Below are 21,657 nucleotides of genomic sequence, written 5' to 3' on the forward strand. Positions count from 1 at the left end.
GTTCGTGACAAACTCGATGTAGAAAGCCCGTAGCACCGCCTGTGTAATCATTATTATGTTTAATGCACTGTCTATCAGTAATATATTGACATGGCAGACCGTACGAAAACAGCCGCTATCTAACCAGATAGCGGCTGTCGTATCTCACCGTAATGTATTTGTAAATGACCAATCTACAGTATACATCTGACTTTGTTGATTAATGGGTTGAATAGTGAGAAAACGGGTCTGTTGTTGCTGGGTAGACGGCCATGTTCACCAGGTCAGCTTCACCAGCGATACACCCTGACCAGGTAGCCGGAAGGGTATAGCTGCGTTGCCGTTCTTAACATTGAGCCACACGGGAGAGGTCAGTAGCTGCAATTGCCCGGCTTTTTCCAGTTCGGCGACCTGCTCGGCGGTTGGTGATTTTGGGGAGCCCATCTTCTTCCAGGCTTCGTAAGAATTACTGAATTGCTGATCGATGCGATAATGCTGAACGAATACCCGTTGGGCAGGAATGCCTTTTATCGTCACCACCACCGGTGCCTCGGGGCCCGTTACATTGTCGTCGTGGTAATTCCAGACCAGCACCGTAACTGATTTCCCGTCTTTAGCTGCCAGCGCATTGATATCCCGTTCACCGCGTACACTTTCCTTTTTTATTTTGGTAAAATCATAGGCCAGATCGGTATTGATTTCCACCCGATTGCCCTGCATCATACCAAACATTCGAAACACATTCAGAACGGGTTTATCGACACCATTGGTGGCCAGGTCCCGAAATCCCCGAAACCAGAGCTGATCCTCAAACTCGAACGCCCAGGTTACAGCACCCAGCAGATTGACCCCGCGTGCTTTGGCCAGGTCATATTTTCGGGCAAAAGCAGCCGCCGTATAGCTGGCGTACATGGTGCCATTACGATAGGCATTTTGTGGGTGCAGGTCTTCCGAGCAGGCGGCACAGCCTTCCGGGTCAGATTCGCCGATAATAATTGGCAGGTGCTTCAACGTAGGGTAGGAGGCCACAATTTCGAAACCTTTATCAATATCGCGAAACTGGGTTCCCATGTTCATCTGCACCACGCCATTTACGAGCTTGGGCGCGCCTTTGGCATGGAACGTAACGAAATCGAGGGGCGCACCGGTTTTGCCCGTAACCGCGTTGGTACCGCTCACGATATGATCCATGAAGGTTCGAAAAAACTTGGCCGATCCTTCACTGCCTGGCCCGGTCACTTCGGGGCCGCCCATTTTGGCGGTTGGTAGCGCCCGCTTGACGGCATCGGCCGTGTAGTCGTACAATTTGATGTATTCCTCGACGGTTCCTTTCCAGTAGCCGATATTGGGTTCGTTCCAGAGCTCCCAGTACCAGCTTTCCACTTCTTTCTGGCCATACCGGGCTACCGAGTGCTTGACCCATTGATAGACCAGCTCACCCCATTTTTTGTAATCTTTTGGCGGGTAAGCCCAGCCAGTATATATGTCGTTGTACTGGTTGCCGGGCCCCCAGTTGTGTTTGTAGGGGTCGGGTTTCGTGGAGAGGGCTTCGGGCATGAAGCTGATCTGGGCAATGGGTTTCATGCCGCGCTCGATGTATGTATCGAAAATTTTGTCAACGATTGTCCAGTCATAAACCGGGTTGCCGTTTTTGTCTTCGGTGTACGCGTTGGTCGATCCCCATTTCAGCGCGGCTTTGCCATCACCCGTGACTAGGAGGCTGTGTGCCCGAACATACACGGGAACCTGGCTCAGGCTGGCTAGTTCGGATAATAACTTTTTACCATCCTTCATGTAGGTGTAGTTCGGTTCGTCGTAGCCAAACCAGGCCCAAATGGGTTTCAGCGGTTCCTTTGTTTTTGATAGGTCAACTTGAATAGCTACTGGTTTAGGTTGAGCCATGCTGCTACTACCAGCAATAGACAGCAGCGCCAGGATAGCGACGATAAGTTTTGTAAAACGGGTCATACGTATCGGTTGAAACATAGACAATAAGGGTACGGAACAGAGAACTTAGCCTTCGCCAACTCATTCGATAATAGGTGGTCCTGAAAGCGTCGTTAGTAAAAGACTTGATCCGCTGTCAGCAATAAATTGGATAAGCGCCATATTCTACTCAAACTTGTTCAGGCTAAGGGTAGGGAATGGTTGTTTAACTAGAGCCTATGTGTTTATTTGCGCTTTAGATCAATTGAAAAAGAGGTTTAATTACTTTTCAGTACATAATTTTTCTAAATGCTGTCGTAACCAGCTCATTGGTGAGGGAATTAGTTCAGGACTGCACCTCGAATCAGGAACCGTCTATAATGAATGATTCAGGTTGTATACAGGTTATGAATGAAAGATTTTTTACTTTTTGCTTAAATAGTAGGGCATAAGCCGGAATTTAATCATTTGATTAAAGTTTTTGATTAAATCAGTTGGTTTAGTTAGTTTACTCATCTACTTTTGACCTAACAACAAAGAATAACATGAACGAAACCGTATTGTCCACCGAAGAACGCATTAAAGAGGCTGCCAAAGCGGTGTTCCTGGAGAAGGGATTTGATGGTACAACCACACGAGATATTGCCCAAGCTGCCGGGATCAATAGCGCTTTGATGAATTACTATTTCCGTAGTAAAGAGAAGCTGTTTCAATCCATCTTCGATGACATGTGTCATTTGATGTTTGAAGGAATGATCGACACATTCAATCAGCCGATCAGTTTGAAGGAAAAGATATCGGCCCTGATCGATCATCATTTTCAGATGATGCGGTGTAATCCGAGCTTAAGTATATTCGTGATGAACGAGTTACATAAAAATCCTGAGCGTATGGCGGCCACCATCGGCATGGCTAAAAAAATACCTGAATCCATATTCCGGCAACAGGTAGAGCAGGCTGTAGAGGAAGGAATTATTATTCCCATCAATGCTCACCATATCATGACCATGATCATCGCCAACATTCAGTTTTTGTATGTTTCCAAGCCAATGACCATGCTAACCCAGGGTTTGGATGAGGAAAGCTTCAATAAGTTTGCCCGGCAACACATGATTTATGTGAAAGAAATGATCTGCGAATATCTTTTCAAACCTCAGGGTAAAACCTGATTTTTTTTGTCCTACGTTTAATCAAATGTTTAAATTAAATGGTTAGTTAAATCAATCTGACAAATGAAGATGAATCCGTTAACGAAAGTGCTGAGCGGAGTAAGCGTTCTGCTTAGCTTGGCCGCTCAGGGCCAAAGCCTTACGCTTGAACAACTGATCGATAAAGCGCTGGCCAACAACCTGAGCGTTCAGGCCGCTCGATTCGATGAAGCGAGAACCGAAGCCCGGATTGCCGAAGTAAGAGCCGGAGCCTTGCCATCGGTTGGCCTAACCGGAGATTACAAACGGTACCTGAAGATTCCCGGACAAGTCGTACCCGCGTCGGCATTTGGCGGCCCCGAAGGAACGTATCAGGTGCTTGCTTTCGGCTTGCCTTACAACCTTTCCACGTCCGTGCAGGCGTCGCAGGCCATTTATAATCCGTCCTTGACGATTGGGTTGAAGGCGGCTAAAACGAGTCGCGAGGTGTCGACACTGCAGACCCGGCAAACGAAAGAGGACGTAGCCTACAACGTGGCAGCCACCTACTACAACCTGCAGACGACAGCCCAGCAAATGGCTTTTCTGCGCCGGAACATCGTTTCTTCGGATCGGCTGATTCAGATCACGGACCTGCAACGGCAGAATCAACTGGCAAAAGGAGTGGATGTCGATCGGTTGCGTTTGAGCAAAATAGCCTCCGAAACGCAGATCGAATCACTACAGGCAAACTATAATCAATTGCTGAACATGCTGAAGTACCTGACTGGTATGTCTCAGTCCGAGCCGCTTACGGTTCAGACAACCATCGACGAAACCATTCCGACGGTTACTCTGGACGCACCAGCCATCAACCGCACCGATTTGTTGCTGCTGGATCGGCAGAAAGCCCTGAATAGCCTCGATCAACAAAACATTAAAGCGGGCTTTATTCCCACCGTTTCGGCGTATGGGGTTGCCAATAGTACGGTCTATGCAACGGGTGGTGAGTATGCGTACATTAAAAATGTACCGGGCTACTGGCTGGGGTTACAACTCAACTGGAGTGTATTCGATGGCTTTGCCCGCAAAGCGAGACTAACGCAAAACCGACTCGACAATCAGAAACTCGATACACAACTTCGGCAAACCCAGGAGTCGATCACGATGGACATCACCAATGCGAAGAACAAACTGCTGGTAGAACAGCGGAACCTAACCACAAATGGCGCTCAGGTTAACCTGGCCGAAAAAATCTACAGCCAGACACAGCTACAGTTTAAGGAAGGCACCGTGAGTGTCAGTGAGGTTATTCAAACGGAAGACGAACTCCATAATGCACAAAACAACTACTTAAGCACCCTTGTGAAATTCCGCACAGCCGAACTCGACTGGAAGAAGGCCACGGGGAATCTCATTGCTACTAAATAACGAACACAACCTGTTAAGACTATGAAACGTATCCTTATTGTACTTGCCCTGTTCGGAACACTCGGGCTGACCGCCTGGACGCTGCTGACGAATAAAAAAGAAGTTGAAGCAAAAGTCTATAAACCCAATCCCGACCGGAAAGTGGGCGTTCGCACGGCGATTGCCGAATTACGCAACTTGTCGCAGGAAACGGAATTTCTGGGTTCTTTTTCGCCGAATCGTGAGGTCGAAATCCGGCCCCAGGCAGGCGGACAGATTATTCAGCTGCCTTTCGAGGAAGGGCAACTGGTTGGCTCGGGCCGCCTGCTTGCCAAACTGGACGACGAACAACTGCGCTATCAGGTAGAAGGGTTGCAGGTGACGCTGGAAGGTTATCAAAATGACCTCAAGCGGTACGAAAACCTGGTAAAAGGCGACGCTACCCCAGCCGTCAACGTAGAGCGGGCGCAATTGAATATTCGGGCTACGGAGGCCCAGATCAAACAATTGAAAAAGCAGATTGCCAACACGACCATCACGGCTCCTTTTGCGGGCATCGTCACCGAAAAAATGGTTGAAAAAGGGTCTGTGGTATCCGTTGGATCGCCGATTGCAAAAATCACAGATATTTCAGTGCTGAAACTGGTTGTCGACGTGCCCGAAAAAGCGATCAATCAATTCCGCACAGGACAGTCGATCGCCGTAGCAACGGATGTGTACCCGGAGGCCCATTTTACCGGGCGGGTTTCGATGGTTGCGGCTCAGGGCGACGCAGCTCACAACTACCCGGTTGAGATTACCGTGACTAATTCCGGAAAGCATCCGCTGAAGGCCGGTATGTACGGCTCGATTGCCAATACCGACAAATTGAAGACGCAGACACTCGCCGTTCCCCGTCAGGCCATTCTGGGGTCGGCGAAACAGCCACAGATCTATGTAGTCGAAAACGGTAAGGCCGTGTTGAAAACAGTAGAAATTGGCACCACGACGAATGAATATTACGAAATAACGAAGGGGCTGAAGGCCGGCGATCAGGTCGTCACGAGCGGTCAGATCAACCTGCAAAATGGCACCCCGGTTGTGGCCCAGTAGAGACGCATATTTGCGTCTCACATGCGTCAGCAAAACCATCCGGTCAGGAGACGCAAATATGCCGCACCGGAATGCCGGACCACGGCGGACCGGTCTCTACAAAAACTAACTATCTATGAATTTCGTCGAAACAATCATCAAACGCCCTTCGCTCATTATCGTTCTGTTTGCGGTATTGACCATTGGTGGCCTGTTCAGCTATAAGTTGCTGAGCTACGAGTTGCTGCCGGAGTTTTCGGTGCCAACCATCACAATTACTACCGCCTACCCAGGGGCAGCGCCGTCGGAGGTAGAAACCGAAGTCAGTAAGAAGATTGAGGATGCTATGTCGGGACTGGATAATCTAGACGATATAAAATCCAACTCGTTCGAGAATGCCTCTGTTGTCGTTGTTCAGTTCAAGGCAGGAACCGATATTGACTTGTCCATGCAGGATGCGCAACGGGAAATCAACAAAATGCAAAGCGACCTGCCCGACGATGCTGAGACACCTTCGCTGGCCAAAATATCGCCTAGCGATCAGCCCATTATGCAGTTGCTGGCCACATCGACGCTCCCCAATGAGGTGTTCTACCAGCAGATGGAAGACCGGTATCTGCCCCAGCTTCAACAAATCGGGGGTGTTGCCGAAATTACAATGGTGGGTGGCGATAAGCGTGAAATTCGGGTCAACGTCAATGACGATAAGCTGAATTATTACGGTCTGTCGCTTCTTCAGGTCACGCAGGCGATCAACCAGGCCAACGTGGATTTCCCGACGGGGAAAGTAAAGAGTACGACCGAGAATATGACGCTCCGTCTGGCAGGTAAATTCAGTTCGCTGGACGACATTCGGAAGTTAGTGATTGCAACCCCCGCAAATGGCAGTCCCATTCGCGTGAGCGACGTGGCCGACGTAACCGACGGCCTGACCGAGCCAACCAGCATCAGCCGCTATAACGGGGGCGATGGTATCGGTATCTTCATCAAGAAACAGTCCGATGCCAATGCGGTCGATATCAGCCGACTGGTACAGGAAAAGCTGGCCGCTATTTCGAAGGAGAATGCTAAGGACCACGTGAAGTTTGTTATTGCCGACGATACCAGCATTACCACGCTGGCGTCTGTTGAAGCCGTTACGCACGATTTGTTTCTGGCCATTGCCCTGGTTGCGGTGGTCATGCTGCTCTTTCTGCATAGTTTGCGGAACGCCTTTATCGTCATGGTATCCGTACCGGCATCGCTCATTTCTGCATTTCTGTTTATGTACGTCATGGGCTATTCGCTCAACCTGATGACGTTGCTGGCCCTATCACTGGTAATCGGGATTCTGGTCGATGACTCGATTGTGGTACTGGAAAATATTCAGCGGCATATGGAAATGGGTAAAAATCGCTGGCAGGCAACGCTGGATGGGATGAAAGAAATTGGCTTTGCCGCCGTAGCCATCACGCTAGTGATTGTGGTGGTATTCGTTCCGATCACGTTCGTGAGTTCGGTCATTGCTGACTTACTGCGGCAGTTTTCAATGACCGTAGCTTTCGCTACGATGGTAAGTTTACTAGCTAGCTTCACCCTGACTCCCTGGATGACCTCGCGGCTGGCCAAGCTCGAAACCCTGAACCCCAAAAATCCATTTCAGGCCTTTCTGCTCTGGTTTGAACGGCAATTAACGGGTTTAACCAAATGGTACCACGGCAGCCTGGAATGGGTGTTGAGCCACAAACTGGCCTTCACGGCTATGCTGATTGCCCTTTTTGCGGGTACGGCCTGGGTCATGAGTTTGGGCATTATCGGGTCACAGTTTGTTGCGCAGGGTGATCAGGGCAAATTTCTCCTGACGATGAAAGTCGACAAAAGTGCGTCGTTGCAACAGAATAACCTGACAGCCCGGCGTATTGAGGAATACCTTCAGAAGAAGCCGGAAGTAGAGACCATATTTGCCAACGTAGGCGGGGCCAGCACGGGCGTGAACAGCACGGGGCAGGGCGAAACGAACCGGACTGAACTAACGGTGCAACTGGCCGAAGCCAGCGAACGACCCGGTAAGGTACCTACGGAGCAATACATGATCAACGTTCGGAAAGAATTGGAGGCTCGTTTTCCGGCCATCGAATTTAATTCATCCATCATTGGTATGGTTAACACGGGGTCACCTATCGAGATTTTTCTTAGTGGCGACGATCTCAACCAAAACCTGGAAGCGGCTCAGAACCTGGCAAACCGTATTGCCAAAACGCCGGGTGCCAACGACGTAAATGTATCCATCGAATCGGGTAATCCAGAAGTTCGGGTTGAAGTCGACCGCGAAAAAATGGCCAAGTTAGGGCTCAGCATAGCGACCGTAGGCGGAACGCTGCAAAATGCGTTTGCAGGTAATGACGACTCCAAATTCCGGGATAAAGGGGAAGATTACGACATCCGGGTGATGCTCGATGCCTTCGACCGTAAGAATCCGGATGACGTGAAAAGCATTAACTTTTTCAGCCCCGCGGCCAATCGTCCGGTGCGTCTGGCCGAGTTTGCCAACGTAACCCTGAGCAACGCACCATCGCTGCTGGAACGTAAAAATCGTCGGTCGGCAGTAACCATCACGGCCAACATGCTGGGGACCGGATCTGGAACGCTGATCAGTGCGATTCGGGCTGATTTGATCAAGAACCCGATGCCTGCCGGTATTTCCGTGAGTTGGGGGGGCGATGCCAAAAACCAGGACGAAGGTTTCGGGTCGCTGGGACTGGCTATGTTGATTGGTCTGATGCTGGTTTATTTTATTATGGTGCTGCTTTACGACAGCTTTATCTACCCATTTGTGGTTATGTTCTCCGTGCCAGTGGCGGTGATAGGGGCCCTGCTCGTACTGGCGCTTACCTCGTCCGATATTGGTATCTTCTCCATGCTGGGTTTCCTGATGCTGATTGGGCTGGTGATAAAAAATGCCATTCTGATTGTCGATTTTGCCAACCAGCAGAAAGCGGAAGGAGTACATTTTCGGGCTGCTATCCTGCATGCAGGTGAAGAACGCTTACGCCCCATTTTGATGACGACTATCGCGATGGTGATTGGGATGATTCCCATTGCTACCGCCAAAGGAATGGGGGCCGAGTGGAAAAACTCACTGGCCTGGGTGCTGATCGGTGGCCTGAGTAGTTCGATGATTCTGACCATTTTTCTGGTGCCGATGGTGTACTACGTCGTTGATCGGATACAGGAAAAATGGGCCGGCTTTCGTGGTAAGTCAACCGTTGACCGCGATCAGCAGGTAGCGGTCGGCTAATCCGCTCACTAAAAACACAATCGACCGGTTACTATTTCGGTAACCGGTCGTATAAAGTGCTTCTTTTAACGCTGTAAAATGTAGTATCAGTTGCCACTATGACACGTCAACAATTAAACAACCGCCTGCTGGACGTATTCACCAGCATTGGCCTAAGCGTAACGGCTTTGTCTGACCAGGCGCACTTCAGCCGGGATCTGGGCCTCGATTCCCTGGACATAACCGATTTGATGTTACGGATTGAAACCAGCTTTAGTATTCGCATTCCCGACGAAGACTGGTGGGGTATTCGAACGATTGGCCAACTGAAAACGTACCTGGCCGGCGAAGTAATTTTCGGTGGTGATGCCCTTATATAATGCATTAACCATCTATACGATAACGTATAGCCTGAATCGTTTAACAAATCGCAACAATTAACTAATGGCAACCTCGCATTCAGACCTCTCGATGGCCGTACTTCTGGCCGATTATGAACGTTGGTTAACGTTTGTAATGGTTTCCCGGGCCACCATTCGCAAGTATGACCGTCAACTCGTTCAAATTGGGAAAACACATGCCGATCTGAGCGGATTGAGTCAGTACCTGCGTGCGTGTATGCACCAGCGCAGTCAGTTTTTTGGTGAATTAGCGCTCATGCTAACCGAAAAAGTGGCGCAACTTCGAATGGACTTAACCAATGAAGCCCTTACTCGAAAACGTACACAGGCGCATGCCGCCATGCAAATGGTAATTGAACAATTGACCGACGCCGTCGACGAGATAAACGAATCGTACCGATCGCTGTCAATACCTGCCCTCTCAAAGTCAGGAAGAGAGTTTTCGGTCATCAGTAATTAGTAAAGTACACCTAGGTTCCGCTCTATTTTCGAGGTAATCGGCTCCTGGTGCCTGTTGACACTGGGAATTGATATTATTTTTTACGTGTTCCGTTAGATGCCATAGGTCGGTATAGCTGCCGACCTGAAGGCGTCAATGTATCGGTTTGATCTGGCTCCATTTAGGAAATACCAGCCTTCAGGATACCAAGCATGAATTTATGGAACAATTGTACGATATTGATCAGGTCGGCCCACCGGTTGCCTTTCGGTTATCCTTTCAACCTTTTGTCGCGTATCTGACCGACCAGCGTAGTCAGGTATCCTCTGCTGCCCTCTCCCAGTTCTATAGTTATCTGATTGACCAGTTTACGCCTGTTTTGTCTGCTGATACACCAACAGGTCTATTGCCCGCCGACCAACTCACCGAATTATTTCAGTTGGCAGCCGTAGCGGTGCTGCCCCTGACTGGCTCCAGTCAGACTATACCTTTTGCGTTTGGTCTGCCTGAGCCCATGACAATGTATTATCAGTCAACTGCTTTTTCGGAACTGGTGCAACAGTTCCCAAATCTGCTGGCCGAATTACGTGATCAAGCCAAAACGTTAGACAAGCAACGGTTAATTTATCAGCTTATTCTGGATAAAGTCTACGGTATGCCAACGACCACCCAGGCCGTTCTTTCTGTTTACTTCCAACGGGATGTAAATGGGCTGATGAGGTCTTACCGGATGGACATAAACCTGTCGTTTATGGACGTGAAGGCCCGTGGAGCGGTTCCCCCGCTACAACGTGCCTGGGTCGACTACGCTAATGGCATCCGCAAGACGCCCCCCGTTGAGAACCCATTGCTCCTCACTGAGTTTATAATCGAAGGGTTTTCTTTTTTTAAACTTGAGGACATAACCGAAGCGCAGACTATTCAGCAACTGCAGGAGGTATTTGCGCATCTTCAATCGGACACCGAAGCCGCCATTTATCAACGGTTTGAAAACGCGCTGCGTAACTTGTGTGGACAGCCTGATCTTCAGATTAGTATTGTGCCGCTGCCGCAGGTGAATGGGGCGTTTGTCGATCATCCGGATCTACGTGCGCGGAGTATTTTTCTGCGCCAGTCCAATTTCAGTTTTCAGGAACAGAGTGGCGACACGAAGGCCCAGCAAAAGTTACGCAACTTTATTCAGCACCCCATCCCGTTTCTGTTCCCCGATCTTGATGGTATGCCTGAGTCGGAGCGGCAGTTATTTACGCAGAAAGGTATTCGCAGCTTTTTGATGTATCCGATTACGACCACCAACGAAGTACTCGGTATTCTGGAAATGGGTAGTCGACATCGTAACGCGCTCAATGAGCAAATGTTGACGAAAATCGATCGCATCATGCCCTTGATCCAGGAACTGCTGCGGTACCAATTGCGCCAGTTTCAGGATACGCTGGAAAAGCTGATAAAAAAGCAGTTTACCTCGCTGCAGCCTGCGGTCGAATGGAAGTTTTATGAGGTTGCCTGGGAGTCATTGCGGCTGAAGCAGAGTCTGGCAGCCAGCGGGAGCAGTATGCGGGTCGAATTTCTGCAGGTGTATCCCTATTATGGAGCCATTGATATTCGCGATTCGTCTATCGAGCGGCATAAAGCGGTTCGGCAGGATTTACTGGATCAACTGAACGTTGTCAACGAACTGCTGAACCAGCTTCCACCGCCTGCCGATGCTGATTACTTCAACCGTATTTTGGTCCAGTGTCAGCATTGGCAAAGGAAGCTGGCGACCAGCCTGAAATTCAATGACGAGCAAAACATTACGTATTTTCTGGCGCAGGAACTGCACCCTTTTTTGCGGCAATTGCTGCCGTATGAAGAGGAGTGGGGCGTCTCGCTTCAGCATTATTTCAACAGGACAGATCCCCAAACGGGGCAGTTCAATCGGGCATTGAAGGTGTATGAGCGGAGCATGAACTGGATCAATGCCACGATAAACGACTACGTTAATCAGGAGGAAAAAAAGTCACAAGCGATTTATCCGCACTACTTTGAGCAGTATCGGACCGATGGTATGGAGTATACCGTTTATGCCGGACAATCTATCGCTCCCCACCAGCCGTTCGATCAGGATTACCGCCGGCGATTATCCGAGTGGCAACTGATATCGATGGTCGAAATGGCTCAACTGACGCATCGGCTGGTTCCCTTATTGCCGTTACCTCTGCGAACGACTCAACTGATTTTGGTCCATACACACCCGGTCGATATTGCTTTTCGGCAGGATGAGCGCCGTTTTGATGTGGAAGGCTCTTACAGTATTCGGTACGAGGTACTCAAAAAACGTATCGACAAAGCGTATATCGAGGGCGGTCAGGAGCGGCTAACGCAACCCGATACCATTGCCGTGGTCTACAGTCACAGCATGGAACTGACGGATTATCTGCCGGTTATCGCCCAGTTACAAGAGCGGGGCATGCTACAACCGAACATGGAGTATCTGGATTTAGAACCTTTGCAGGGCGTTGCCAACCTGAAAGCATTGCGGTTGCATATCAACTATGGCGAAGCCGTATCACAATAGTTGACGATAGCACCGCTACGCCACTTTACACGTCACGCCCTCAATCGCTTCCAATGCCCGCAGGAACGTATTGGCAGGGGAGACTTTCAGCGTTCGGGATTGCAGACTGACTTCGATACGCTCGTTATGGTCGACCACGTTCAGTGAGAGCGTGCAGGTGCCGGGGTGCGCATTGACCAACTCATTGATTTTAGCCACTAGTTGTGCATTCAAGGCATCGATGGTCAGGGATACACGAAGTTCTTTACAGAACTTTTCGCGCATGTCGTTCAGCAGCCGGATACTCGTTGGCTTAAATTCCAGTTGTTCCGACCCCCATTTATTCTGGGTTTTTCCGGTAATATGCAGAAAGCGACCAACCTCGATGTATTGCACCAGCCGAACATAGTCATCTCCAAAAAGAGCCATCTCCAGCGAACTGTTGTAATCTTCAAATTTGAAGATGCAGAATGGGTTACCGCTTTTGGTGACCCGCATTTGTACCGCCGAAACGATACCGCCTACTTTAATTTCAGCCTGTTTCGTCTCGTAGATATTGGCTAGTGTACAGTTGCAAAAGCCTTCCATTTCGAGTTTGAACTCGTCGAGTGGGTGGCCGGTAATGTAAAAGCCGACAACATCCTTCTCGAATTTGAGCTTCTCGATCTGGTTCCACTCTTCCACCAGGGGAGCTTTGGGCCGGGACAGCATGGGCTCACCACCCATCATGGCGCCGAAGAGCGACTGTTGAGCGGCTGCTTTTTCGGCGTGGTAGTTGTTGGCGTACCGAATGATTCGGTCGAGAAACGGGGATGTGTCGCCTTCGCCCATCTCGAAATACTGAGCCCGGTGGTACTCGTCGAGACTGTCGAAGGCTCCTGCGTAGGCCAGCGATTCCCACGTTTTTTTGTTCACCGTACGGAGGTTGACCCGAATGGCAAAGTCGAAAATATCCTTGAATGGCCCACCCGCCTTACGCTCCTCAATGATGGCTTCCACGGCTGCATCGCCCGCACCTTTGATACCGCCCAGGCCAAATCGGATTTCTCCCTTTTTGTTTACCCCAAAGAACCGCTCCGATTCATTGACATCAGGCCCCAGAACCGGTATATTTATGTTCTTACATTCCTCCATGAAGAATGTGATCTTGTCGATCGTGCCCAGACAGCTTGTCAGGACAGCCGCCATATACTCCGAGCGGTAATGCGCTTTAAGGTAAGCCGTTTGGTAGGCTACGAAGGCGTAACAGGTCGAGTGAGATTTGTTAAAGGCGTACGACGCAAAGGCTTCCCAGTCGGTCCAGACTTTCTCGCAGACTTTTAGCGGGAGGTTGTTGGATGCACAGCCCTCCATAAACTTGCCCTTCATTTTATCCAGCGTGGCCTTGTCCTTCTTTCCCATCGCCTTCCGCAGCACGTCGGCGTCGCCTTTGGTGAAGTTGCCGAGTTTTTGCGACAACAGCATCAACTGCTCCTGATACACCGTAATGCCGTATGTATCCGCCAGATACTCCTCCATTTCGGGCATGTCGTACTTGACTTCTTCCCGACCGTGTTTCCGGTTGATGTAGTTCGGAATGTAGGCAATCGGTCCGGGGCGATACAGGGCGTTCATGGCAATGAGATCACCGAAGCGGTCGGGCTTCAGGTCCTTCATGTGCTTTTTCATGCCGTCGGATTCAAACTGGAAAACGGCATTGGTTTCGCCCCGCTGGAAGAGTTTGTAGGTTTCGTCATCGTCCAGTGGAATATCATCAATGTCGGTTTCTACTCCGTTGACGAAGAATCCACCGTAGTTTTGCCGGATGAGCCGCAGACATTCCTTGATGATCGTCAGGTTGCGAAGGCCCAGAAAGTCCATCTTGATTACGCCCGCATCCTCAATGACTTTTCCTTCATACTGCGTGATAATCAGGTTCGTATCTTTCGATGTAGAAACCGGTACGATGTCGGATAAGTCACTGGGAGCGATGATGATACCAGCCGCGTGAAGCCCTGTATTGCGAACCGTACCTTCGAGTTTTCGCGCTTGTTTAAGAACGGCCGATACTTTTTCATAATCGACGATGCGCATAGCCTGGGCCGCGCTCCGGTCGCCCGATTCGAGCGCCCGCATCCGCTTCACATTCTCAAGTTCTTCTGGCTGAATAACGTTCGACAACCCACCCGGCCCTTCGAGGGGATCCTCGAAGATGCGTTTGAGTGTCATGTTGTACGTTGGCTTATCGGGCACGAGTTTCACCACGGCGTTGGCGTCTTGTAGCGGTAAATCCATCACTCGGGCCACGTCTTTAATAGATGATTTCGACGCCATGGTGCCATACGTAACGATCTGGGCTACCTGCGATTTCCCGTACTTCTGCACCACATAATCAATCACCTTCTGGCGGCCTTCATCGTCGAAGTCCGTATCGATATCGGGCATTGATTTCCGGTCGGGGTTGAGGAACCGCTCGAACAGTAAGTCGTATTTGATGGGGTCAATGTTGGTGATTCCCGTACAATAAGCCACCGCGCTACCGGCCGCCGACCCACGGCCGGGCCCGATCATGACGCCTAAATCGCGCCCCGCCTTGATGAAGTCGGCCACGATGAGGAAGTACCCGGCAAAGCCCATCGTTTTGATCGTAAACAACTCGAAATCAAGGCGCTCCTGAATGTGCGGCAAAATGTCGACGTAACGTTCTTTGGCTCCTGTATAAGTCAGGTGCCGCAGGTATTCCCACTGGTTCAGGACATCGTCGCTGTGCTGCTGAAACTCCTGCGGAATCGGGAAGTTGGGCAGCATAATATCCCGCTTGAGCTTTAGCGTCTCCACTTTCCCAACGATCTCGTTGGTATTGTCGATGGCTTCGGGCAAGTCATGGAAAAGCGTTGTCATTTCCTGCGTGTTCTTAAAATAGAACTGATCGCTGAAGAAAGCAAAGCGCGTATTCTTGGGCATCACATCGTCGTCGCTGAAATCCTTCATCGACGGCGTACTCTGCTTTTCGTTGGTGTTCACGCAGAGCAGAATGTCATGCGCTACCCAGTCGTCCTGATCGACGTAGTGCGAATCGTTGGACGCAATAATTTTGACGTTATACTTCCGGGCAAATTTGATTAGGATTTCGTTGGCCTTGATCTGATCCGGAATATCGTGCCGCTGTAATTCAACATAATAGTCTTCGCCAAAGCGATCGAGCCACCATTTGAATTCAATCTCGCCCGCTGCTTCGCCTTTTTTGAGAATGGTTTTGGGAACCGATGCGCCAATGCAGCAGGTGGAGGCAATCAAGCCCTCTTTATACTGATCGATGAGCGCTTTCGTCACGCGGGGGTACTTGCCATACAAACCCTCCATATAGCCCAGCGAGCAGAGTTTCGCCAGGTTTTTGTAGCCCTGCGCGTTCTTTGCCAACAGCAGTTGGTGATAACGAACGTCCTTCTGCTCTTTGGTAAACTGCTTTTTATGGTGATCCTCTACCACGTAAAACTCGCAGCCGACGATGGGCTTAATGCCCTGTTTGCTGGCTTCGGCGACAAACTCAAATACGCCGAACATATTGCCGTGGTCGGTAATGGCAACCGCAGGCATGTTATCGGCTTTCGCCTTCTTAACCAGCTTTTTAATATCGGCCTGGCCATCGAGCAGCGAGTATTGGGTATGGCAGTGAAGATGAGAGAATTGCATAGTCGGATCGGACCGCCGACGCGGCCGGGATTGTCGGATTTTCCTGGGTTACAGGATTTCGTTCGTCTGTAAAAATAGACAAACCAGCGGTCAACCTATGCTAGATGCGGAGGATTTTTGAAAAGAATCTGGTAAGAGGCTGACGCTGAAACGACTCTGCTCAGCGTCATAATAATTCTTTAACGGCCTGTAAGATGCGCTGCTTCATTCAGGAACATGAAGTTGAGTGGATGCGCAATTTATCCATTCGCCAGGGAGAAGGCTTCTACAAAACCAAAGACCATTGGCTCGACTTATCAGAATTTTGCCTATTGCCTATAAACTCTATGGCTGAACAAGCTATTTCGTTTGAACAACAAAACCTGAAATCTCATGCAAACTCAACAACGTACATTGACTTCACTGGAAGTTGATAAACTGAAAGACAAAATCAAGGGTATTCGAATTGCTATGCTCACTACGCAGGAGTCCGATGGTGATTTTCATACTCGCCCAATGGCTACTCACGAGATAGAGCCGGATGGTACAATGTGGTTTTTTACCTACGAAAATTCAAACAAGGTGGCTGAAATACGCCAGAACGACCGCGTCGCACTGGGTTTTTCGGACCCCGGCTCGGAGGTGTATGTATCTACTTCGGGATACGCCGAAGTTGTGAAAGATAAAGCTAAAGTGGATGAACTGTGGAGCGACTTTCTGAAAACATGGTTTCCCAATGGCAAAGACGATCCGGACATTGCTTTGCTGAAAGTAACGACGCATGCTGGCGAATACTGGGATCGGCCAGGCGGAAAAATGATGAAGCTATTTGAAATGGCGAAGGGCGCGGTTACGGGCGACTCTGATAAGTCGGGACGTAATGAGAAATTTGGCGATGAGCCTCAGTAAATGACAAAGGCTAAGTAAACGGCGCTGGCGTATTCGACTGTAGGGCGAGTATGTCAGCGCCGTCTGTCTATTCAATAAGTACGTCCGAAGTGCTGATTCCTGCATCGTTCTGCTATAGTCTAAGCCTATGCACATTTGCAGTTTCGTGCTGACTATATACTGCGCAAACCCAGCCATGCGTTTGATACAGACAACGTTTGAATCTAACCTATTATACTTATTGGCTCATGATTACTACTTATGCCGTTCGCTCTCTACGAAACACATTTCTTGCTTTAGTTATCCTTGGATCGTTGACTACGGCCTGCAAAAAATCGGGTGGTGCCGATGCGGTCGATCCTCGTGACCAGTACGTTGGCACGTATACGGGCACCTCCCGCAGAACACTTTATGTCAGTGCCGATATTTTTCAGGGTCCTATTCCCGGCGAATCGACAACAACAATTACAAAGGCATCGAATAGCAAAGAGATTTATATTGAAACGACTGTGGCGAATAATGGGGGCTTCACAGGTGGTTATACGTTAAAGGTGACCGCCGAGTTGGATGGGGCCAATTTTACGGTTATTGATAAGGCAACGGATCAAATTGAGTTGCCTAGCGGTAAAGTCGATTCAGACTACGCAGCCACTGGTGCATTCGATGTAAGCAATAAGCAATTTGGTTATTCATCAACGGCCCGCGCATTACGTAATGGCGCTCAGTATTCCCGGACGGACGAGGTGACGGGAGTTAAGAAATAGCTAGCTTCAGGCCGCTTCCCAAAGCTTCTGGTTTATATCAATATCCATTATAACCGGCCCAATGGCCGGTTTTTTTGTATTGCCCCCCAATCCCCATCTTCTTTAAGTAGCCGTCTACGCGCGCAACCCCAGGCCTTGGCAACTGATAGTCTGCCAAGTGATGGTGCCAGGAGATTAAATAGGCTAGTGATTCATAAGTTTAAATCAGGCGTATTCTTTGGATAGTACAATTCGTAGGCTTTGTAGGACTGACTGAATAAAATTTATAATTTGCTATTGAAGCGCCTGATTATCTGTTTAAGAATGCGAGTCGCAAAAAAGAGTTTTGAATCAGGTTAAGCTGGTTGGAAACTCTTTTTTTGTTTTTTATGGCTTGATAACAAGACTATTAACGAAGCAGGGCTGCTAATTTTCCTAAGAAATGGCACAAAAAGTAACTCAATCGTGAACTATTTTTTAACTTATTTAATTGATTTAAACAACTGATTAAAAGGGTTGTTTAAACGACTGGCGAGTACTTCACCATAATAAAAATAACTACAATTTATTTTATAGGTTATGGTTAGTAGACAGTACCAAGCGCTGGCATTTGGCTATTGCTTCGAAGCTTCGATAAGGGGGCGGTGGAAATAGTTAAGTAGATGCTTTCATTAGACCAATATGAGCTAAAAAATTACCGGAATGAAACACTGTTTTACAGAACCATCCGCCCAAGTAGGAGCCTTGTCCTCGCGACCATTGGCAACTGCCACCGTGGGTGTAGAGCGTATGAAAAAAGGCGCGAGCCGTGCCGGTTATGCATAAACTCATCGCCACTGGTCTCGGGATTGGCTACATCCCCAAAGGTGGAGGTACGGTAGCCTCGGTTGCATGTTGTGCTGTCTGGTATATGACTCAGATTAATGCAACTCATCCTGACAATTTTTCGTTTTTTTTTCCAGTGCTAGTTACTGTTGTTCTAACCGTTGTTGGTATCTGGTCGGCAACTGTAGTGGAGCAGCAATGGGGCAAGGATAATTACCGGGTTGTTATTGACGAAATAGTGGGCATGTGCATCAGCCTGCTGTTTGTGCCAATTACCGGTAAAAGCCTGCTTGTTGGTCTGTTCCTTTTCCGTTTGTTCGACATAGCCAAGCCGCTTGGCATTCGGAAACTGGAAAAGCTGGATGGCGGCTGGGGCGTCATGCTGGATGATGTCGTGGCGGGACTTTATGCTAATGTGCTCCTACAGATCGTATGGGCAACTGGCCTATTATAAACGTATAAATGCAAACGTTTTTTAAAGCACAGCTTACTTCGTTAATCGCTTCAGGTGTCGACTTCCTAACGACCATTGCCTGCGTTAGTCTAGGGCATTTCTGGTATCTATCGGCCAGCGTGACGGGGGCTGTTGGTGGAGGAGTCGTCAGCTTTGGCCTCTCCAAGTCGTGGGTGTTTACCCAGAGCAACCAACCGGTTGGTACTCAACTTGGTCGGTTCGTATTGGTTTGGCTTGGCAACGCAGGACTCAATGCCGCCGGGCTTTTCGTCGCTACTCAATTTTTGGGTATTCAATATCTGGTAGCGAAAACGGCCATCGCCATTCTGGTTGGCGTGAGTTACAATTATATTTTTCAGAAAGACTTCGTTTTCAGTTTGTCATGAATATACTTCTGCGCTACCCTTCACTCCGGTTATCAATCCTGCTCTTGGGCGGATTGCTACTCTTCAGTAGCCTAACCAGAGCGCAGACAACCACCGTTACCGGCACCATTACCGATGCGGCCACCAACCAACCCCTGGCTTTTGCCAACGTTATTTTTGTCGGAACCAATACGGGTACCACCAGCAACGAAAAAGGGGCATTCACCCTAACGGCGACCGGAAGTTTCACCAAAATAGCTGTATCATTTATCGGCTATAAATTGGCTACCCGAGTCATTACGCCCGGCACGAGCCAGGCAATATCCGTTAAGCTGGAATCTGATTCGCAGCTCCTCAACGAAGTCGTTATTCGGAGTGGTAAGCGGGAACGCTATCGCAATAAAAACAACCCGGCAGTTGAGTTGATCCGGAATGTGATCAGCCACAAAGAGCAAAACCAAATCGGGAATTACGCCTACGCAGCCTACGAGGAATACGACAAACTGCAGTTTTCACTCAGTAGTTTATCGTCGAAAATATCGGAACGGAAGATGTTTCAGAAGTATCGCTTTCTGCTGGACAATCGGGATACGACGACGTTGCCGGGGAAGTCGCTACTGCCAATTTATCTGGAAGAAAAGATTGCCGATCATTATTTCCGCAAAAGTCCGCTGCGGGATAAAGTGGTCATCAAGGGAAGTAAACGAGTCGATTTTGGCCAGTATTTTGACAATAACGGGCTCAGCCTATATCTAAACAGAATGTATTCGAAGGTGGATATTTATTCCAACTCGATCTTTCTGATGACCAATCAGTTTCTGAGCCCCATCGCCAACAGCGCACCCACTTTTTACCAATTCTATCTGGCCGATACCATTGTGGTTAACAAGACGAAACTTGTTGGTCTGAACTTCGTGCCCCGGAATCCAACCGATATGTTGTTTGAGGGGAAGATGTATATCACGCTCGATAGTAATTATGCGGTCCAGAAAATCAATCTGACGATCAATCCCCGAATCAATCTGAACTGGGTTCGGGAATTGCAGATTCGCCTGCAGTTTGAGCAAAATACCGACGGCCGTTACTTTCTGAGCAAGAGCGATTTGCTGGCTGACTTTGGCGTTAACAAAAGTAAGGGGGGGGGGATTTTCGGCCAGCGTACCCTTTCGTATAAGAACTATAAAACAGACGAAGCGCTGCCCGCTCAGTTTTACGATGGGCAGCAACAGATCGTGGATGCCGAAGCGGCCACGCAACCCGATGAATTCTGGAAGACGAATCGCCATGATTCACTGTCCTCCGCCGAATCGAAAGTATATACCAATATTGACAGTCTGAAGCGGATGCCATCGTTTCGACGGACCATGGAGGCTCTTACGTTTGTCATTGCCGGGTACAAATCCTTTGGTCCGTTTGAGATTGGTCCGGCCAACACCTTCTATAGCTTCAACCCCGTCGAGGGATTTCGGTTGCGGGTGGGCGGACGTACAACGCCGGAGCTGAGCAAACGTTATTACGCCGAAACCTACGCAGCGTATGGATTTAAAGATCAGCGGTGGAAGTATTTTCTGAGCGGAACGTATTCACTCAACAACAAATCTATTTACCAGTTTCCGCAAAATTACGTTCGGGCCAGTTTTCAGCGCGACACAAAAATTCCGGGGCAGGAGCTACAGTTTGTGCAGGAAGATAATTTTCTGTTGTCGTTCAAACGGGGAGTGAATGATAAGTGGCTGTATAACGACACCTGGCGAATTGACTATGTTCACGAGTTTGAGAACCATTTTTCCTACAGCCTTGGGTTTAAAAACTGGCAGCAGTCACCCGCGGGAGCCTTACAGTTTAAACGGCTGGGCGACGACGAAAATACGCCATCGCCTACCTTAACGACCTCCGAATTCTCGCTGGAGACTCGCTGGGCTCCCAACGAACAGTTTTATCAGGGTAAGATTTATCGGGTTCCTATCATTGGGCGCTACCCGGTGTTTACACTGCGTTTTGCCGCCGGGATAAAAGGGTTGTTGCAAAGTCAATACAATTACCAAAACCTGACGGCCACGGCCAGCAAGCGCTTCTGGCTTTCCCAGCTTGGCTATTCCACCGTGACACTGCAGGGCGGCTACATCTTCGGTCAGGTGCCATTTCCACTCTTAACGATTCACCGGGCCAACCAAACGTATGCATATCAGTTAAACTCGTACAACCTGATGAATTTTCTTGAATTCGTCAGCGACCGGTATGCCAGCGTCAGCATCGATCATTCGTTCAACGGGTTTTTCTTTAATAAGATCCCTTTGTTCAAACGGTTGAAATGGCGGGAAGCCGTCTCGTTCAAAGCCCTTTATGGTGGGTTGCGTAGTGAAAACGATCCGCAGCAGCATCCATCGCTCTATCAGTTTCCGGTCAATGCTATGGGTGTTGCCTACACATACACGCTCAACCGCACACCTTACATCGAAGCGAGCGCGGGTGTGGCTAACGTATTCAAGTTTTTCCGGATCGATCTGGTCAAACGACTCAATTATTTAGATCACCCTAATGTGTCATCATGGGGCATCCGGGCGCGTGCTACGCTCGATTTTTAAC

The 21,657-nt window shown here is 49.2% G+C and carries 14 protein-coding genes; 12 read left to right on the top strand and 2 right to left on the bottom strand.

Annotated features, from left to right (window positions below):
- Nucleotides 1-255 precede the first annotated feature (255 nt).
- The gene (locus ACYU8Y_RS14510) at nt 256-1,947 is read right to left on the bottom strand and encodes a GH39 family glycosyl hydrolase (protein ID WP_460938386.1); all 1,692 of its coding nucleotides are present in this window, start codon (nt 1,945-1,947) and stop codon (nt 256-258) included.
- A 503-nt stretch (nt 1,948-2,450) separates the two neighbouring features.
- Between ACYU8Y_RS14510 and ACYU8Y_RS14515 the strand changes: the two genes are divergently transcribed.
- The 7 genes from ACYU8Y_RS14515 to ACYU8Y_RS14545 all read left to right on the top strand — a co-directional run bounded on the left by ACYU8Y_RS14515 (nt 2,451) and on the right by ACYU8Y_RS14545 (nt 12,166).
- Nucleotides 2,451-3,074 carry a TetR/AcrR family transcriptional regulator gene (locus ACYU8Y_RS14515; RefSeq protein ID WP_460938388.1) on the top strand — a complete coding sequence of 208 codons (624 nt, stop codon included), beginning with the start codon at nt 2,451-2,453 and terminating at the stop codon, nt 3,072-3,074.
- 69 nt (nt 3,075-3,143) lie between these two features.
- Complete coding sequence (locus ACYU8Y_RS14520) at nt 3,144-4,463, top strand: TolC family protein (protein WP_460938390.1); 1,320 nt, start codon at nt 3,144-3,146, stop codon at nt 4,461-4,463.
- Between the two features lie 21 nt (nt 4,464-4,484).
- Nucleotides 4,485-5,534: an efflux RND transporter periplasmic adaptor subunit gene (locus ACYU8Y_RS14525; RefSeq protein WP_460938392.1), complete on the top strand. Its 1,050-nt coding sequence runs from the start codon at nt 4,485-4,487 to the stop codon at nt 5,532-5,534.
- A gap of 115 nt (nt 5,535-5,649) precedes the next feature.
- Nucleotides 5,650-8,790, top strand: a complete 3,141-nt coding sequence (locus ACYU8Y_RS14530; RefSeq protein ID WP_460938394.1) for an efflux RND transporter permease subunit — start codon at nt 5,650-5,652, stop codon at nt 8,788-8,790.
- Nucleotides 8,791-8,888: 98 nt separating this feature from the next.
- A complete protein-coding gene (locus tag ACYU8Y_RS14535; protein WP_460938396.1) occupies nt 8,889-9,149 on the top strand; it encodes an acyl carrier protein in 261 nt (86 codons plus the stop codon).
- Between the two features lie 64 nt (nt 9,150-9,213).
- On the top strand, nt 9,214-9,630 hold the full coding sequence (locus ACYU8Y_RS14540) for a hypothetical protein (protein WP_460938398.1): 417 nt from the start codon (nt 9,214-9,216) through the stop codon (nt 9,628-9,630).
- A gap of 199 nt (nt 9,631-9,829) precedes the next feature.
- Entirely contained in the window at nt 9,830-12,166 is a 2,337-nt protein-coding gene (locus tag ACYU8Y_RS14545; RefSeq protein WP_460938400.1) for a GAF domain-containing protein, read from the top strand.
- 15 nt (nt 12,167-12,181) lie between these two features.
- On the opposite strand, the gene dnaE is transcribed toward ACYU8Y_RS14545, so the two are convergent.
- On the bottom strand, nt 12,182-15,817 hold the full coding sequence (gene dnaE / locus ACYU8Y_RS14550) for a DNA polymerase III subunit alpha (RefSeq protein WP_460938402.1): 3,636 nt from the start codon (nt 15,815-15,817) through the stop codon (nt 12,182-12,184).
- 372 nt (nt 15,818-16,189) lie between these two features.
- Between dnaE and ACYU8Y_RS14555 the strand changes: the two genes are divergently transcribed.
- From ACYU8Y_RS14555 to ACYU8Y_RS14575, 5 genes are all read left to right on the top strand, one after another.
- Complete coding sequence (locus ACYU8Y_RS14555; RefSeq protein WP_460938404.1) at nt 16,190-16,705, top strand: pyridoxamine 5'-phosphate oxidase family protein; 516 nt, start codon at nt 16,190-16,192, stop codon at nt 16,703-16,705.
- A 227-nt stretch (nt 16,706-16,932) separates the two neighbouring features.
- Nucleotides 16,933-17,448, top strand: coding sequence for a hypothetical protein (locus ACYU8Y_RS14560; RefSeq protein ID WP_460938406.1), 516 nt, complete (start codon nt 16,933-16,935; stop codon nt 17,446-17,448).
- A gap of 796 nt (nt 17,449-18,244) precedes the next feature.
- The gene (locus ACYU8Y_RS14565) at nt 18,245-18,706 is read left to right on the top strand and encodes a phosphatidylglycerophosphatase A family protein (RefSeq protein ID WP_460938408.1); all 462 of its coding nucleotides are present in this window, start codon (nt 18,245-18,247) and stop codon (nt 18,704-18,706) included.
- Nucleotides 18,707-18,714: 8 nt separating this feature from the next.
- Nucleotides 18,715-19,092 (top strand): GtrA family protein, encoded by a 378-nt coding sequence (locus tag ACYU8Y_RS14570; RefSeq protein ID WP_460938409.1) that lies wholly within the window; start codon nt 18,715-18,717, stop codon nt 19,090-19,092.
- Nucleotides 19,089-21,656 carry a DUF5686 and carboxypeptidase-like regulatory domain-containing protein gene (locus ACYU8Y_RS14575; protein WP_460938411.1) on the top strand — a complete coding sequence of 856 codons (2,568 nt, stop codon included), beginning with the start codon at nt 19,089-19,091 and terminating at the stop codon, nt 21,654-21,656. The genes ACYU8Y_RS14570 and ACYU8Y_RS14575 overlap by 4 nt, the downstream gene beginning before the upstream one ends.
- Nucleotide 21,657: the final 1 nt, after the last annotated feature.

It is taken from the genome of Spirosoma humi, assembly GCF_054776575.1.